The sequence below is a fragment of the Streptococcus sp. 20925_1_24 genome (assembly GCF_041432335.1).
Classification (GTDB): Bacteria; Bacillota; Bacilli; order Lactobacillales; family Streptococcaceae; genus Streptococcus; species Streptococcus mitis_BM.
In genome coordinates, this window is record NZ_JAPVZM010000007.1 from 52220 (window position 1) to 67028 (window position 14809).

General features: G+C 42.7%; 16 protein-coding genes. 13 read left to right on the forward strand and 3 right to left on the reverse strand.

Annotated elements, in window-relative coordinates; all coding sequences use genetic code 11:
* Window positions 1-112 precede the first annotated feature (112 nt).
* The 11 genes from O3650_RS04850 to O3650_RS04900 all read left to right on the forward strand — a co-directional run bounded on the left by O3650_RS04850 (window position 113) and on the right by O3650_RS04900 (window position 10044).
* Complete coding sequence (locus tag O3650_RS04850) at window positions 113-1900, forward strand: beta-galactosidase family protein (protein WP_371491730.1); 1788 nt, start codon at window positions 113-115, stop codon at window positions 1898-1900.
* Window positions 1897-2373: a PTS system mannose/fructose/N-acetylgalactosamine-transporter subunit IIB gene (locus O3650_RS04855; RefSeq protein ID WP_000156972.1), complete on the forward strand. Its 477-nt coding sequence runs from the start codon at window positions 1897-1899 to the stop codon at window positions 2371-2373. The genes O3650_RS04850 and O3650_RS04855 overlap by 4 nt, the downstream gene beginning before the upstream one ends.
* Window positions 2374-2399: 26 nt before the next feature.
* The gene (locus O3650_RS04860) at window positions 2400-3305 is read left to right on the forward strand and encodes a PTS mannose/fructose/sorbose/N-acetylgalactosamine transporter subunit IIC (protein WP_000617019.1); all 906 of its coding nucleotides are present in this window, start codon (window positions 2400-2402) and stop codon (window positions 3303-3305) included.
* Complete coding sequence (locus O3650_RS04865) at window positions 3292-4113, forward strand: PTS system mannose/fructose/sorbose family transporter subunit IID (protein ID WP_000185294.1); 822 nt, start codon at window positions 3292-3294, stop codon at window positions 4111-4113. Before O3650_RS04860 ends, O3650_RS04865 begins: the two co-directional genes overlap by 14 nt.
* 3 nt (window positions 4114-4116) lie before the next feature.
* The gene (locus O3650_RS04870) at window positions 4117-4521 is read left to right on the forward strand and encodes a PTS sugar transporter subunit IIA (RefSeq protein WP_081093993.1); all 405 of its coding nucleotides are present in this window, start codon (window positions 4117-4119) and stop codon (window positions 4519-4521) included.
* 209 nt (window positions 4522-4730) lie between these two features.
* The gene (locus O3650_RS04875; protein ID WP_371491711.1) at window positions 4731-5897 is read left to right on the forward strand and encodes an SIS domain-containing protein; all 1167 of its coding nucleotides are present in this window, start codon (window positions 4731-4733) and stop codon (window positions 5895-5897) included.
* A 115-nt stretch (window positions 5898-6012) separates the two neighbouring features.
* Entirely contained in the window at window positions 6013-7050 is a 1038-nt protein-coding gene (locus O3650_RS04880; RefSeq protein ID WP_371491713.1) for an aldose epimerase family protein, read from the forward strand.
* 135 nt (window positions 7051-7185) lie between these two features.
* The gene (locus tag O3650_RS04885; protein WP_261083212.1) at window positions 7186-8382 is read left to right on the forward strand and encodes a CAP domain-containing protein; all 1197 of its coding nucleotides are present in this window, start codon (window positions 7186-7188) and stop codon (window positions 8380-8382) included.
* Between the two features lie 195 nt (window positions 8383-8577).
* On the forward strand, window positions 8578-9432 hold the full coding sequence (locus tag O3650_RS04890) for a VOC family protein (RefSeq protein ID WP_261072705.1): 855 nt from the start codon (window positions 8578-8580) through the stop codon (window positions 9430-9432).
* Between the two features lie 149 nt (window positions 9433-9581).
* Entirely contained in the window at window positions 9582-9839 is a 258-nt protein-coding gene (locus tag O3650_RS04895; RefSeq protein WP_000185159.1) for a metal-sensitive transcriptional regulator, read from the forward strand.
* Between the two features lie 4 nt (window positions 9840-9843).
* Window positions 9844-10044 (forward strand): hypothetical protein, encoded by a 201-nt coding sequence (locus O3650_RS04900; RefSeq protein WP_261072708.1) that lies wholly within the window; start codon window positions 9844-9846, stop codon window positions 10042-10044.
* A 135-nt stretch (window positions 10045-10179) separates the two neighbouring features.
* Here the strand turns inward: O3650_RS04900 and O3650_RS04905 are convergent, their stop codons facing one another.
* From O3650_RS04905 to O3650_RS04915, 3 genes are read right to left on the reverse strand one after another with little or no spacing between them, the layout of a single operon-like run.
* Window positions 10180-10476: a rhodanese-like domain-containing protein gene (locus tag O3650_RS04905; RefSeq protein WP_153226430.1), complete on the reverse strand. Its 297-nt coding sequence runs from the start codon at window positions 10474-10476 to the stop codon at window positions 10180-10182.
* Window positions 10466-12121 carry an FAD-dependent oxidoreductase gene (locus O3650_RS04910; RefSeq protein ID WP_261058436.1) on the reverse strand — a complete coding sequence of 552 codons (1656 nt, stop codon included), beginning with the start codon at window positions 12119-12121 and terminating at the stop codon, window positions 10466-10468. Before O3650_RS04910 ends, O3650_RS04905 begins: the two co-directional genes overlap by 11 nt.
* A gap of 20 nt (window positions 12122-12141) precedes the next feature.
* A complete protein-coding gene (locus O3650_RS04915) occupies window positions 12142-12447 on the reverse strand; it encodes a rhodanese-like domain-containing protein (protein WP_000468857.1) in 306 nt (101 codons plus the stop codon).
* 183 nt (window positions 12448-12630) lie between these two features.
* On the opposite strand from O3650_RS04915, the gene O3650_RS04920 reads away from it, so the two are divergent.
* On the forward strand, window positions 12631-13395 hold the full coding sequence (locus O3650_RS04920; protein ID WP_261058435.1) for a nucleoside phosphorylase: 765 nt from the start codon (window positions 12631-12633) through the stop codon (window positions 13393-13395).
* Window positions 13396-13428: 33 nt separating this feature from the next.
* On the forward strand, window positions 13429-14808 hold the full coding sequence (locus O3650_RS04925) for a potassium transporter TrkG (RefSeq protein ID WP_261058434.1): 1380 nt from the start codon (window positions 13429-13431) through the stop codon (window positions 14806-14808).
* Window position 14809: the final 1 nt, after the last annotated feature.

Sequence of the window (14809 nt, forward strand, 5' to 3'; positions counted from 1 at the left end):
TGGTGAAAAATGAAAAAAATTGTGAAAAGCTATTGACAAATGTAGTATATTGAGTTATATTCAATATATCAATAAATGAAAGCGTAAACTTAAAATGTCAAAAAGTAAGAATATGACACGATTTGAGATACGAGATGATTTCTATCTCGATGGAAAATCATTTAAGATTTTATCTGGCGCCATTCATTATTTTAGGGTTCCTCCAGAAGATTGGTATCATTCACTCTACAACTTGAAAGCTCTTGGCTTTAATACGGTAGAGACTTATGTAGCTTGGAATTTGCATGAGTCTCGTGAGGGTGAGTTTCACTTTGAAGGAGCTTTGGATTTGGAGCGGTTTCTTCAGACAGCACAAGATTTGGGTCTCTACGCTATCGTTCGTCCTTCACCCTTCATCTGTGCGGAGTGGGAATTCGGTGGTTTACCAGCTTGGCTTTTAACCAAAGATATGAGGATTCGTTCCTCAGACCCAGCCTATATTGAGGCTGTCGGTCGCTACTATGACCAGCTCTTGTCACGATTGGTTCCACATTTGTTGGACAATGGTGGCAATATCCTTATGATGCAGGTTGAAAATGAGTATGGTTCTTATGGAGAAGATAAGGCTTATCTGAGAGCAATTCGACAGCTAATGGAAGAACGTGGCGTAACCTGTCCCCTCTTTACATCAGATGGTCCATGGCGAGCTACTCTGAAAGCTGGAACCTTAATCGAAGATGACCTCTTTGTGACAGGCAACTTTGGTTCTAAGGCGCTTTACAACTTTTCACAGATGCAGGAATTCTTTGATGAACATGGCAAAAAATGGCCACTCATGTGTATGGAGTTCTGGGATGGCTGGTTTAATCGTTGGAAAGAACCGATTATCACACGGGATTCAAAAGAGTTGGCAGATGCAGTTCGAGAGGTTTTGGAACAAGGCTCTATCAATCTTTACATGTTCCACGGTGGTACAAACTTTGGTTTCATGAATGGTTGTTCGGCTCGAGGGACCCTGGACTTGCCACAAGTTACATCTTATGATTACGATGCCCTTCTAGATGAGGAAGGAAATCCAACTGCCAAATACCTGGCGGTCAAGAAGATGATGGCGACACATTTTCCAGAGTATCCGCAGTTAGAACCACTCTACAAAGAGAGTATGGAATTGGATGCTATTCCACTAGTTGAAAAAGTTTCCTTGTTTGAAACCTTGGATAGCTTGTCTAGTCCTGTAGAAAGCCTTTATCCTAGAAAGATGGAGGAGCTGGGACAAAGCTATGGCTATCTACTCTATCGAACAGAAACAAACTGGGATGCAGAAGAAGAAAGACTTCGTATCATTGATGGTCGAGATAGGGCTCAGCTTTATGTCGATGGTCAGTGGGTCAAAACCCAATATCAGACAGAGATTGGGGAAGATATTTTTTATCAAGGTGAAAAGAAAGCGCTATCCAGACTGGATATCTTGGTAGAAAATATGGGGCGTGTCAACTATGGTCATAAGTTCTTAGCGGATACGCAACGTAAGGGAATTCGGACAGGGGTTTGTAAGGATTTGCACTTCTTACTAAACTGGAAACACTATCCACTCCCACTAGATAATCCTGAGAAAATTGATTTTTCAAAAGGATGGAATCAAGGACAACCAGCCTTTTACGCTTATGATTTTACAATCGAAGCGCCAAAAGATACTTACCTAGACTTGTCTGAGTTTGGTAAGGGAGTTGCCTTTGTCAATGGGCAGAATCTAGGACGTTTTTGGAACGTCGGCCCGACCCTCTCGCTTTATATTCCTCATAGCTTCCTCAAGGAAGGTGCCAACCGCATCATCATCTTTGAAACAGAGGGCCAATATAAAGAAGAGATTCATTTAACTCGTAAACCTAAACTAAAATACATAAAGGGGGAAAACTTATGACAATTGTAGGATGCCGTATTGATGGACGTTTGATCCACGGACAAGTAGCCAATCTTTGGGCTGGAAAACTAAATGTTTCACGTATTATGGTTGTGGATGACGAAGTTGTCAACAACGACGTTGAAAAGAGTGGTTTGAAACTAGCGACACCACCAGGTGTGAAATTGAGTATTTTGCCAATTGAGAAAGCGGCAGCCAATATTCTTGCTGGTAAATACGATAGCCAACGTCTCTTTATCGTGGCTCGCAAACCAGACCGCTTCCTTGGTTTGGTCGAAGCAGGTGTACCACTTGAAACCCTTAATGTTGGGAATATGTCTCAAACACCAGAAACTCGCCCCATCACACGTTCTATCAACGTAGTAGACAAGGATGTGGAAGATTTCCACAAACTGGCAGAAAAAGGTGTTAAATTAACTGCTCAAATGGTTCCAAATGATCCAATTTCAGACTTTTTGAGCTTATTAAAATAGGAAAAAATTTTTAGGAGGTCATTGTTATGATACAATGGTGGCAAATTTTACTTCTCACTTTGTACTCAGCTTATCAAATCTGTGATGAGTTGACGATCGTTTCATCTGCAGGTTCCCCTGTATTTGCTGGTTTCATTACTGGTTTAATCATGGGAGATGTGACTACTGGTCTACTTATCGGTGGTAACTTGCAACTATTCGTTCTTGGGGTTGGTACCTTCGGTGGTGCTTCTCGTATCGACGCAACTTCTGGTGCGGTTCTTGCGACAGCCTTCTCTGTTTCACAAGGAATTGATACAGCACTTGCGATTACAACAATCGCTGTGCCAGTAGCAACTCTCTTGACTTACTTCGACGTTCTTGGACGTATGACAACTACTTTCTTTGCTCACCGTGTGGATGCTGCAATCGAACGCTTTGACTATAAAGGTATTGAACGCAACTACTTGCTTGGTGCGATTCCTTGGGCTTTATCTCGTGCCCTTCCAGTCTTCTTTGCGCTTGCTTTTGGTGGTGAATTTGTACAACACGTAGTAGACTTCGTTACAAAATACCAATGGGTTGCAGATGGTTTGACACTCGCAGGACGTATGCTTCCAGGTCTTGGATTTGCAATCTTGCTTCGTTACCTTCCAGTTAAACGTAACCTTCACTACCTTGCTATGGGATTTGGTTTGACAGCTATGTTGACTGTTCTTTACTCATATGTAACTGGTCTTGGTGGCGCTGTTGCTGGTATCGTAGGCACTCTACCGAAAGATGTTGCTGAAAAAATTGGTTTCGTGAACAACTTCAAAGGATTGTCTATGATTGGTATTTCTATCGTAGGTATCTTCCTTGCAGTGCTTCACTTCAAAAATAGCCAAAAAGTAGCTGTGGCAGCACCTTCTACACCATCAGAAAGTGGGGAAATCGAAGATGACGAATTCTAATTACAAACTTACAAAAGAAGATTTTAACCAAATCAATAAACGTAGCTTGTTTACTTTCCAATTGGGTTGGAACTACGAACGTATGCAAGCTTCTGGTTACCTTTACATGATCTTGCCTCAATTGCGTAAAATGTATGGGGATGGAACTCCTGAATTGAAAGAAATGATGAAAGTTCATACTCAATTCTTCAATACTTCACCATTCTTCCACACCATCATCGCTGGTTTTGATCTTGCCATGGAAGAAAAAGATGGTGTAGGTTCAAAAGATGCCGTTAATGGTATCAAGACAGGTTTGATGGGACCATTCGCTCCTCTTGGAGATACAATCTTTGGTTCACTTGTACCTGCTATCATGGGATCTATCGCAGCAACTATGGCTATCGGTGGTCAACCTTGGGGTATCTTCCTTTGGATTGCAGTTGCAGTAGCGTATGACATCTTCCGTTGGAAACAGTTGGAATTTGCCTACAAAGAAGGGGTTAACCTTATCAACAACATGCAAAGTACTTTGACAGCTTTGATTGACGCTGCATCTGTACTTGGTGTCTTCATGATGGGTGCTCTTGTAGCAACAATGATCAACTTTGAAATTTCTTACAAATGGGCAATCGGTGAGAAGATGATTGACTTCCAAGACATCTTGAACCAAATCTTCCCACGATTGCTTCCAGCAATCTTTACTGCCTTTATCTTCTGGTTGCTTGGTAAGAAAGGTATGAACTCTACTAAAGCTATCGGTATTATTATCGTACTTGCTTTGGCTCTTTCTGCCTTTGGTAAATTTGTACTTGGAATGGGCGCATAATTTATGGCTAAATCATTAATTTTGGTGAGTCATGGTCGCTTCTGTGAAGAACTTAAAGGTAGCACTGAAATGATCATGGGTCCACAAGACAACATTCATGCAGTGGCTCTTCTTCCAGAAGATGGCCCAGAAGAATTTACTGCAAAATTTGAAGCTGCTATTGAAGGATTAGATGATTTCCTAGTTTTTGCGGATCTTCTCGGTGGAACACCATGTAACGTGGTAAGCCGTTTGATCATGGAAGGTCGTGACATCGAACTTTATGCAGGGATGAATCTTCCAATGGTGATTGAATTTATCAATGCGAGCCTTACAGGCGCAGATGCGGACTACAAGAGCCGTGCTGCAGAAAGCATTGTGAAAGTCAATGACCTGTTAGCGGGCTTCGATGATGACGAAGATGAATAAGATGTGACAACGTGAAAATCATAGGGAAAATAGGCGATAGGAGGATGGAGCGATGCTCCGACGATAATCGGTCTTTTTCCCAAAGATTTTAGTTGGAACTCGATTCAATTCATGTGACAACGTGAAAATCGTTAGAGCATCTTATATAGAATATACATGGGAATGGGGCTTACTCCCATTCCCATATTTAATAGAAAAAGAGGAACTCAATGCTACATTATACAAAAGAAGACTTGCTCGAATTGGGTGCAGAAATCACTACACGTGAAATCTACCAACAACCAGATGTATGGAGAGAAGCTTTTGAATCTTATCAAGCAAAACGTGAAGAAATTGCAGCCTTCCTACAAGGGATTGCTGATAAACATGACTATATCAAGGTCATCTTGACAGGTGCTGGGACTTCTGCTTATGTGGGAGATACCTTGGTACCTTACTTTAAGGAAGTCTATGACGAACGCAAATGGAATTTCAATGCTATTGCGACCACAGATATTGTTGCCAATCCAGAAACTTATTTGAAAAAAGATGTGGTAACTGTCCTTGTATCTTTTGCTCGTAGTGGAAATTCACCTGAAAGTGTGGCAACTGTTGATTTGGCCAAATCCTTGGTGGATGAGCTTTACCAAGTGACGATTACTTGTGCAGCGGACGGTAAGTTAGCTCTTCAAGCTCATGGAGATGACCGCAATCTTTTGCTCTTGCAACCTGATGCTTCAAATGACGCTGGCTTTGCCATGACTTCCAGCTTTACGTCTATGATGTTGACTGCTCTCTTGGTCTTTGATCCTACAGAATTTGCTGTGAAAGCTGAACGTTTTGAAGTTGTGTCTAGTCTTGCTCGTAAAGTCCTAGACAATGCAGAAGATGTCAAAGAGCTTGTTGACCTAGACTTTAACCGTGTCATCTATCTAGGCGCTGGTCCTTTCTTTGGACTTGCTCATGAAGCTCAGCTCAAAATTTTGGAATTGACAGCTGGCCAAGTTGCGACCATGTATGAAAGTCCAGTCGGCTTCCGTCACGGTCCAAAATCTCTTATCAACGAAGATACAGTTGTTTTGGTCTTTGGTACAACAATAGACTACACTCGCAAGTACGACTTGGACTTGGTTCGTGAAGTTGCTGGTGATCAGATTGCTCGCCGTGTTGTGCTTTTGAGTGATCAAGCTTTTGGTCTTGAAAATGTCAAAGAAGTGGCCCTTGGTTGTGGCGGTGTCTTGAATGATATTTACCGTGTCTTCCCTTACATCGTTTATGCCCAACTCTTTGCCCTATTGACTTCACTCAAGGTAGAAAATAAACCTGATACACCGTCTTCTACAGGTACCGTAAACCGTGTGGTACAAGGTGTTATCATCCACGAATATCAAAAGTAAGACAGTATTTATGAATTCTTGACAAGAGGATTTGTGAATTATCAGATAAACCATAGATTGTAAATTCGCTTTCTATGGTTTGTTTACTTGAGAGAAATAGTAAAAGGAGAACAGAATGAAAGCATACACAGAGCGTGTATTTGGAAATGTTGAGGGCAAGGATGTCTTGGCCTATCGTTTTGAGACGGACGGTGGCTACCAGCTTGAAGTCATGACTTATGGTGCGACTATCTTGCGTTATGTCACGCCTGACAAGGCTGGAAATTTTGCCAATGTTATCTTGGGATTTGATGATTTTGCTAGCTATGTAGGCAATAGTCCCAAGCATGGAGCTAGCGTAGGTCCTGTGGCGGGACGTATTGCAGGTGCGACCTTTGAATTAAATAGCAAGACCTATGACCTTGAAGTCAACAATGCTAGCAATTGTAACCATAGTGGTTCAACTGGTTGGGATTCCAGCTTGTTTGAACTAGTTGAAGTGAGCGACCATGGTCTGACCCTCTATACAGAGCGTACAGATGGGACAGGAGGATTTCCTGGAAATCTCAAGATTTGGATCAGTTATCACTTGGAAGAAACTGTTGCCTATGAAATCAGCTACAAGGTAACAACAGATCAGGATACGCTGGTCAATCCAACTAACCACAGCTATTTCAACTTGTCTGGTGATTTCACGCAGACAATTGACCGCCATGTCTTCCAACTAAACACAGAGGGTATTTACCCAATCGCTCCCGACGGTGTTCCGGCCAAAACTCCAGATGCTACTCGTGATGTGGTTAAACACATCTACAATGGTGCCTTGTTGAAGGATATCTTTGCAGAAGAAGATGAGCAAATCCAGCTGGTATCTGGTTTGGATCATCCATTTGCCCTTCCTGAAGGTCATGACAATGCTGGATTCCTTTATGACCAAAATTCAGGTCGCTTCCTGCTTTTCAAGACAGAGGCTCCTTGCTTTGTGGTCTACACAGCAAACTTTGTGGATGAGAGTGTACTTGTGGCTGGCAAACCAATGATTCAGCACAATGGGATTGCTCTTGAAGCGCAAGCTTTACCAGATGCCATTCACAGTGACCTCAAAGACCAAGTCATTCTTAAAGCCGGTCAAACCTTTACAAGCAAGACACGTTATGAGCTTGTTGTGAAATAAAAGGATAGGAATTTCTACTTTTTGGGGAATAGTATTTACCTTATAACATTAGTAGAAATGGGCAAAGAATAGGAAAATATGATATAATTTAATATTGAAAATACCTGTCCTATCTAAAGGATAAAAGGAGAAAAAATGAAGAAAATTGTATTTGCTAGCGCCTTGGCTTTGACCTTGGCTGGAGCAGTTTTGACAACTGATGTTTTTGCTAATGACAGATTGGTGGCAACGCAATCTGCTGATGGTAGAAATGAAAATGTTTTGAGTTCAGAAGTGTTAAATCCTTCTAGTGGCAATGTTTTAGTTGGGATTAAGGGAGAATTTTTAACCCCAGATAAACAAGCTATTTTGGATGCGATCAATAAGATTCGTAAGGAAGCAGCTGATGAAGGTTTGGTAGATAAGTATGTCCCTATCAAATGGTCTACTGATCTTGAGAAAACTGCTTTTGTACGCGCTACTGAGGTGTCAGTAACTCTGAAACCTGAGCGTCTTTCTACGAAAGAAATCTGGACTGCTTTTCCATCTAGTAATAATATAAGAGGAGAAGCTTTAGATGTTAACTATGAAGGTTTTCTAAAAGCAATTGAAAACTGGCATGCTGAGAGGGCGAATTATGTAGCGAAAAAGAAGGGTGGAACATCTAAAGAATTTACAGGCTATTATGAGGTTCTGATCAATTCTAAATTTACCTATGTGGGGCTTGCGGCTTTTAGAAATGCAGCTAGTTCTCAGAAAGTGGCAACGATTTCTATAGCTTTAGGTGATGATGCCTCTTCAGAGGAATTGGCTGGTGGATATGGCTCTGCTATTCAGTATACAGAAGTGACTGCCTCAAACCTTTCAACCGTTAAAAGTAAAGCTACAGTTGTAGAAAAATCGTTGAAAGATTTTAGAACATCTACATCTAGTCAGTCTGGCTGGGTACAATCTAATGGGAAATGGTATTTTTATGAGTCTGGTGATCTGAAGACAGGCTGGGTAAAAACAGGTGGTAAATGGTACTACTTGAATGATTTAGGTGTCATGCAGACTGGATTTGTAGAAGTTGATGGAGCATGGTATTTCCTTGATAGTTCTGGCGCGATGTTTACAGGTTGGGGAACAGATGGTAGCAGATGGTTCTACTTTGATGGCTCAGGAGCTATGAAGACAGGCTGGTACAAGGAAAATGGTACATGGTATTATCTGGATCAATCAGGTGTCATGAAGACAGGTTGGTTTAAAGTAGGCAAGTACTGGTACTATGCATATGGTTCAGGAGCTTTGGCAGTCAGCACAACAACACCTGACGGTTATAAAGTAAATGGCAATGGTGAATGGGTAAACTAGGCTGAAGATAGTAAGTCATAGGTAAAGTATTTATCGTACTTAGCAAAAAGAATGAACGATAAGAAAGAGGTTGATGACGAACATTGGCCTCTTTTTGTTAGAATAGAGGCTTCAAGTTGTCTGGCTTGACTTTCTTGATGGAAATTATATAATAGTTGTAATAAAAATAATTACAACTAGAAAAGAGGTCTATTTATGACCTATGAATACAAGAGCCACATTTATTTAGCAGAGGCAGTTTTAAATGTGAAGGATTTGGTCAGTCAAACAGCCTTTTATCAGCAAGTTATTGGTTTAGAAACCTTATCTCAAACTGAGACAGAGTCCATTCTAGGACTTGGTGGAAAAGCCTTGGTACAGCTGATTCAAGCACAAGAGAGCGGAGAAGTAAGGGAACATTATGGTCTTTACCATCTGGCTATTCTCTTGCCGACACGAAAGGCTTTGGCTGATGTCTTGAAACACCTGACAGATTTACAGATTCCTCTTGTGGGCGGTGCAGACCATGGTTACAGTGAGGCTCTTTACTTGGAGGATTTGGAGGGAAATGGCATTGAACTCTATCGAGATAAGCCGGTTTCCAAATGGGATATTCGAGACGATGGACGCATTATCGGTGTGACGGAGGCTCTTGCGGCGCAGGACATTTATGAGTTGGGGGAAAGAGTAGAGCCCTTTATCCTAGCCGAGGGTACGAGAATGGGGCATATCCATCTTTCCGTCAAGGATAGTCGAAAGTCCAGCCAGTTTTATCAAAAGGTCTTAGGACTAGAGGATAAGTTCAGTGTGCCTAGCGCTAGTTGGATTGCAGCTGGGGACTATCATCATCATTTGGCAGTCAACGAATGGGGAGGAAAAGGTCTAGCTCCGCGTAAGCAAGGCTTGCCAGGTTTGGCCTATTATGTCATTGAGGTCGTTAGTAAAGAAGAACTGTTAACGATTGCCCAGCGAGTACAAGAAGTTGATGCACCAGTTAAGTGGTTGACATCTAGCCAGTTGGAAGTCACAGACCCAGACGGAATTGTGACCCGTATTCGTTTAGCAAGGTAAAACTAGGAATTTCTATCAAGTTATCAGAATGGGTAATTTGCCTTTTGAAAAGTCTTTGATAACAGAACTGCGTGAGCTAGATAGGCGAGAATTTTGACAAAGGAGCTGATTAGAGATATAATGAAGAAAAATCGAGCAAGGAAAAAGAAATGACAAACTCAAAGTATATTACTCGTTTGAAACGTTCAGAGGGGCAGTTGCGTGGGATTCAAAAGATGATTGAAGAAGATCGTGACTGTGCTGATATTGTTACGCAACTAACAGCCGTGAAATCTAGTGTAGAGCGCGTGATTGAGATGATAATTACCGAAAACCTTACTGAATGCATCAACCAGCCGCTAGATGATCCTGAAGCTCAAAAGGAACGCCTAGAAAAGGCTATCCGCTACTTGATTAAACGGAAATAAATGGATGAGAGTTGCAAAGATCTCTGCTATTAGAATAGTTGAATGTGAATCAAGAGAGGCTGGAAAAGTCTTTAAAATTAAAAAACGCATATTATCAGGTGTTGAAAACCTTGATAATATGCGTTTTATTGTGGGGAGATTTATACTCTTCGAAAATCTCTTCAAACCACGTCAGCTTCACCTTGCCGTAGAAATATGTTCTTGACTTTGTCAGTCTTATCTGCAACCTCAAAGCAGTGCTTTGAGCAACCTGCGGCTAGCTTCCTAGTTTGCACTTTGATTTTCATTGAGTATTATTTCATTTTCTCTTGAAATTGAGTTTTTGCCCAGCTCCTTTTGATTATTCTACTTGACCTGGCCAAGCATTCATGCCACCTTCTATATTGGTAACGGAGAGGCCTTGGGAGCTGAGAAATTGGCAGGCAGAGGCAGAACGTACTCCACCTTGACAGATGACATGGTATTCATGGTCAGGTTTGAGTTCTTTGTATCCTTGTTCCAAGGTACTTAACGGAAGATTTTTGGCACCTGGTGCATGTCCTGCTTGGAATTCATGTACTTCACGGACATCGATAAGCTCTAGATTTTCATTTTGATATTTTTCATAAAAGTCAGCCATGCTGATATTAGTTTCCATATTCTACTCCTTCTGGCTTAGCCATTTTGTATAGTGAATAAGCGCCGTTAAGGTTTTGGACGGTAAATCCTGCTTGTTTGAGGATACGCTCTGCGATATAGCTGCGCAAACCACTGTGGCAGCTAACGATGTAGGCTTGGTTCTTGTCCAGTTCGTCCAAGCGTTCCCGTAGTTCGTTTAGGGGGATGTGGATGGTGTCGACTTTGAGTCTACCACTCTGAAATTCGCCACTTGTCCGCACATCTAGGAATTTCTTACCCTTAGCCAGTTCGTCTTCGAGCTGGTACCATTGAACATTGTCGCTGAGACCTTCGATAAGGTTTAAGGCTGCGTAGCCCAGCATATTGACTGTATCCTTGGCCGAGCCAAATGGTGGCGCATAGGTGAACTCCAATTCTGGCAAGTCAAAGACGGTGAGATTTCCCTTGATAGCAGTTGATAGGATATCGATTCGCTTGTCAACACCTTTCTTCCCAACTCCTTGGGCACCATAGATTTTTCCAGTGTTTGGGTCAAAGAGGAGCTTCAAGGTCATATCAGTAGCGCCTGGATAATAACTAGCGTGGTCTTTCCCACTGACATGAAGGGCCTTGTAAGGAAGTTGATTCATGCTAAGGATACGCTCGCTGAGACCAGTCGAAGCAGCTGTCATATCAAAGGCACGAACGATAGTAGTGCCGATACTGCCCTTGTTTGTACGTTCTAGTCCTGCGATGACGTCTGCCACTTGGCGTCCCTGACGATTGGCAGGAGAAGCGAGAGAGATGAGAGCGTCTTGGCCCGTAATCTCTTGCTTGACGACGATGGCATCCCCAACTGCAAAAATATCTTTTTGACTGGTTTCGTAATGTTCATCTACAAGAATCCCACCTCTAAGTCCCAGTTCAATCCCCGCAGTTTTGGCCAGTCCGTTTTCAGGTTCAACACCGACAGAAAGGATGGTGAGGTCAGAAGTGATCTTTTGACCGTTTTCGAGAACGATGACTTTTCCTTGCTCTTCAAATCGAGTTGCAGACTGAGAAGTGATAACGCGAACGCTGTTTTTAACCAATTCTGCTTGGACAAAGGCTGCCATTTCTTGATCTAATGATGGTAAAACATGGGGTGCTTTCTCAACAATAGTAACTTGCAATCCACGTTTCGCCAGGTTTTCAGCCATTTCAAGCCCGATAAAGCCTGCACCGATAATGACAGCTTCTTTTGGATAATTGTCCAAGGCTGCCATAATTTCATCGAGATCGGGAACATTGCGGAGCGTGTAGGCATTCTTAGCTTCTGCCAAGCCTTCAATGGTAGGAACAAATGGTTTAGCTCCTGGGGAGAGGATCAGCTTGTCGTAGCTTTCTGTGAATTCTTTCCCATCATGACGTACCGTCACAGTGTGTTCTTCTGGCGAAATCTGGATGACCTCGTGAAATGGTCGCACATCGAGATTAAAGCGTGCCTTGAGACTTTCAGGAGTTTGGACCAATAAACTATCACGGTTTGCAATTTCTCCTGAAACATAGTAAGGAAGCCCGCAGTTTGCAAAGGAAACAAAGGGACCTTTCTCAAAAATAGTGATTTCAGCGTCTTCCATGAGACGTCTGAGACGGGTTGCTGCTGACATTCCGCCTGCAACTCCCCCGACAATGATAATTTTCATTGATTTTCTCCTTTATGCTTCTAGATGACTTTTCCTGTCCAAGAGCTCATACCGCCTCGGACATTGATGACATCGTAGCCTTTTTTCTTTAGCTTTTTAGCAGCCATCTTACTACGCACACCAGAATGACAAATGACATAAAGTGTTTCTTTTGTTGTTGGTGTGTAGGAACCAATTTCGGTTAGAGGAACATTTTTGGCATTTTTGATATGACCTCTACGAAATTCCATTGGCGTCCGAACATCTAGTAGCTGAATCGGTTCCTTGAGTTTGGCTTCTAACTCGCTGGTAGAAATACTGTCAATTTTTGTAAATAAGTGAAACATAGGCACCTCCAAATATACCCTTATGGGGTATATTAAACCATGAAGTCAAGCTTTTGTCAAGCAAGTTGTTTTGACTTGGTGGAGATTGGTTGCGATTGTATTTTTTCTCCTCAGTTCCTCAGCTTCCTCCTTGACACTCGGTCAGCTTTTGATACAATAGTACAAAATTAGAGGAGGCAGGCTATGATTCAGAAACATGCGATTCCTATTTTAGAGTTTGATGATAATCCTCAAGCGGTCATCATGCCTGATCACGAGGGGCTGGACTTGCACTTGCCCAAGAAGTGCGTCTATGCATTTTTAGGTGAGGAGATTGACCGTTATGCGAGGGAAGTAGGGGCGGACTGTGTCGGCGAATTTGTTTCTGCCACCAAGACTTATCCGGTCTATGTCGTGAACTACAAAGGCGAGGAGATCTGTCTGGCTCAGGCTCCTGTTGGTTCAGCTCCAGCAGCTCAGCTTATGGATTGGTTGATTGGCTATGGTGTGGAGCAGATTATTTCCACTGGAACCTGTGGTGTGCTGGTTGATATAGAAGAAAATGCCTTTCTAGTCCCTGTTCGCGCTCTGCGAGATGAAGGAGCTAGTTATCACTATGTGGCACCTTCTCGTTATATGGAAATGCAGCCAGAGGCTATTGCTGCTATTGAGCGAGTGTTGGATGATAGAGAGATTCCCTATGAAGAAGTCATGACCTGGACAACAGACGGTTTTTACCGAGAAACGGCTGAAAAGGTGGCTTATCGAAAGGAAGAAGGCTGTGCTGTTGTGGAGATGGAGTGTTCTGCGCTTGCGGCAGTAGCCCAACTGCGTGGGGTTCTCTGGGGAGAATTGTTGTTCACAGCTGATTCCTTAGCAGACTTGGACCAGTACGATAGTCGTGACTGGGGTTCAGAAGCTTTCGAGAAGGCCTTGGAACTCTGCCTTGAAATTGCCTTTCAGATCTAGCTACTCTCCTTCTTTTTATGGTACAATGGATGTATGTTATTCAAATTATTTGTTAAAAAAATTGAAAGGGCCTTGGGTGGACTTTCACCAGCTCGTCGCATCTTTTTAAGTTTCGCTGGAGTTATTTTTATAGGTTCTCTCCTTTTGAGTTTGCCTTTTGTTCAGGCGAGCGGTTCGCAGGCCACTTATTTTGACCATCTTTTTACGACGGTGTCTATGGTCTGTGTAACCGGCCTTTCTACGCAACCGGTGGCTACTACCTATAATGTCTGGGGGCAGTTGATTTGTATGCTCTTGATACAGATTGGTGGCTTAGGTCTCATGACTTTTATCGGGGTCTTTTATATTCAGGGGAAGCAAAAGCTTAGTCTTCGCAGTCGTGAAACCATTCAGGAGAGCTTCAGTTACGGGGAGACTCGGTCGCTGAAGGCTTTTATGCGGTCCATCTTTTTGACGACTTTTCTGGTGGAGGGCTTGGGTGCCTTCCTACTAAGTTTTCGTTTTATTCCTGAGTTTGGTTGGGGACGGGGTATTTTTACCTCTATCTTCTTAGCTATTTCAGCCTTTTGTAATGCTGGTTTTGATAATTTCGGCAGTAGCAGTTTAGTGGCTTTTCAGACGGATCCCTTAATCAATCTGGTTATTGCTAGTTTGATTATCACGGGTGGTCTTGGCTTTATGGTCTGGTTTGACTTGGCAACCCAGTTTGACAAGAAGAAAAAACGCCGTCTGCGTTTCCACACCAAACTAGTCCTCTTCTTGACTGCAGGGATTTTGCTGTTTGGGACAGTATCTACTCTCTTTACGGAGTGGCACAATCCTGGAACGATTGGCAATCTCAGTGTTCCAGAGAAAGTGCTGGTTAGCTTTTTCCAAACCGTCAGCATGAGAACGGCTGGTTTTGCCTCTATTGATTACACCCAAGCTCGGCCTGTGACCCTGTTTATCTATATCCTACAGATGTTTCTGGGTGGGGCGCCTGGAGGGACGGCTGGGGGTCTCAAGATTACGACTTTCTTTGTCTTATTGGTCTTTGCGCGTAGTGAATTGTTGGGCTTACCTCATGCTAATGTTGCGCAGAGAACCATTGAGGCTCGAACAGTCCAAAAATCCTTTAGTGTCTTCATTATCTTTTTGATGACCTTCTTGTTGGGCTTGATGTTGTTGGGAATTACAGCAGAAGGAACACCGCGCTTTATCTATCTTATGTTTGAGACCATTTCAGCCCTTGCGACAGTTGGGGTAACGGCAAATCTGACGCCAGAACTGGGTAAGCTAGCTCTCAGCATTGTCATGGTGCTCATGTTTATCGGCCGTATCGGTCCCTTAACCTTGCTGGTTAGTCTAGCGGATTACCAGCCTGATAAGAAAGATTTGATTCAGTATATGAAAGCAGATATTAGTATTGGATAAG

Coding starts and splice junctions, on each gene's coding strand:
- O3650_RS04850 (WP_371491730.1), top strand. CDS start 113: ATGACACGATTTGAGATACGAGATGATTTCTATCTCGATGGAAAATCA.
- O3650_RS04855 (WP_000156972.1), top strand. CDS start 1,897: ATGACAATTGTAGGATGCCGTATTGATGGACGTTTGATCCACGGACAA.
- O3650_RS04860 (WP_000617019.1), top strand. CDS start 2,400: ATGATACAATGGTGGCAAATTTTACTTCTCACTTTGTACTCAGCTTAT.
- O3650_RS04865 (WP_000185294.1), top strand. CDS start 3,292: ATGACGAATTCTAATTACAAACTTACAAAAGAAGATTTTAACCAAATC.
- O3650_RS04870 (WP_081093993.1), top strand. CDS start 4,117: ATGGCTAAATCATTAATTTTGGTGAGTCATGGTCGCTTCTGTGAAGAA.
- O3650_RS04875 (WP_371491711.1), top strand. CDS start 4,731: ATGCTACATTATACAAAAGAAGACTTGCTCGAATTGGGTGCAGAAATC.
- O3650_RS04880 (WP_371491713.1), top strand. CDS start 6,013: ATGAAAGCATACACAGAGCGTGTATTTGGAAATGTTGAGGGCAAGGAT.
- O3650_RS04885 (WP_261083212.1), top strand. CDS start 7,186: ATGAAGAAAATTGTATTTGCTAGCGCCTTGGCTTTGACCTTGGCTGGA.
- O3650_RS04890 (WP_261072705.1), top strand. CDS start 8,578: ATGACCTATGAATACAAGAGCCACATTTATTTAGCAGAGGCAGTTTTA.
- O3650_RS04895 (WP_000185159.1), top strand. CDS start 9,582: ATGACAAACTCAAAGTATATTACTCGTTTGAAACGTTCAGAGGGGCAG.
- O3650_RS04900 (WP_261072708.1), top strand. CDS start 9,844: ATGAGAGTTGCAAAGATCTCTGCTATTAGAATAGTTGAATGTGAATCA.
- O3650_RS04905 (WP_153226430.1), bottom strand. CDS start 10,476: ATGGAAACTAATATCAGCATGGCTGACTTTTATGAAAAATATCAAAAT.
- O3650_RS04910 (WP_261058436.1), bottom strand. CDS start 12,121: ATGAAAATTATCATTGTCGGGGGAGTTGCAGGCGGAATGTCAGCAGCA.
- O3650_RS04915 (WP_000468857.1), bottom strand. CDS start 12,447: ATGTTTCACTTATTTACAAAAATTGACAGTATTTCTACCAGCGAGTTA.
- O3650_RS04920 (WP_261058435.1), top strand. CDS start 12,631: ATGATTCAGAAACATGCGATTCCTATTTTAGAGTTTGATGATAATCCT.
- O3650_RS04925 (WP_261058434.1), top strand. CDS start 13,429: ATGTTATTCAAATTATTTGTTAAAAAAATTGAAAGGGCCTTGGGTGGA.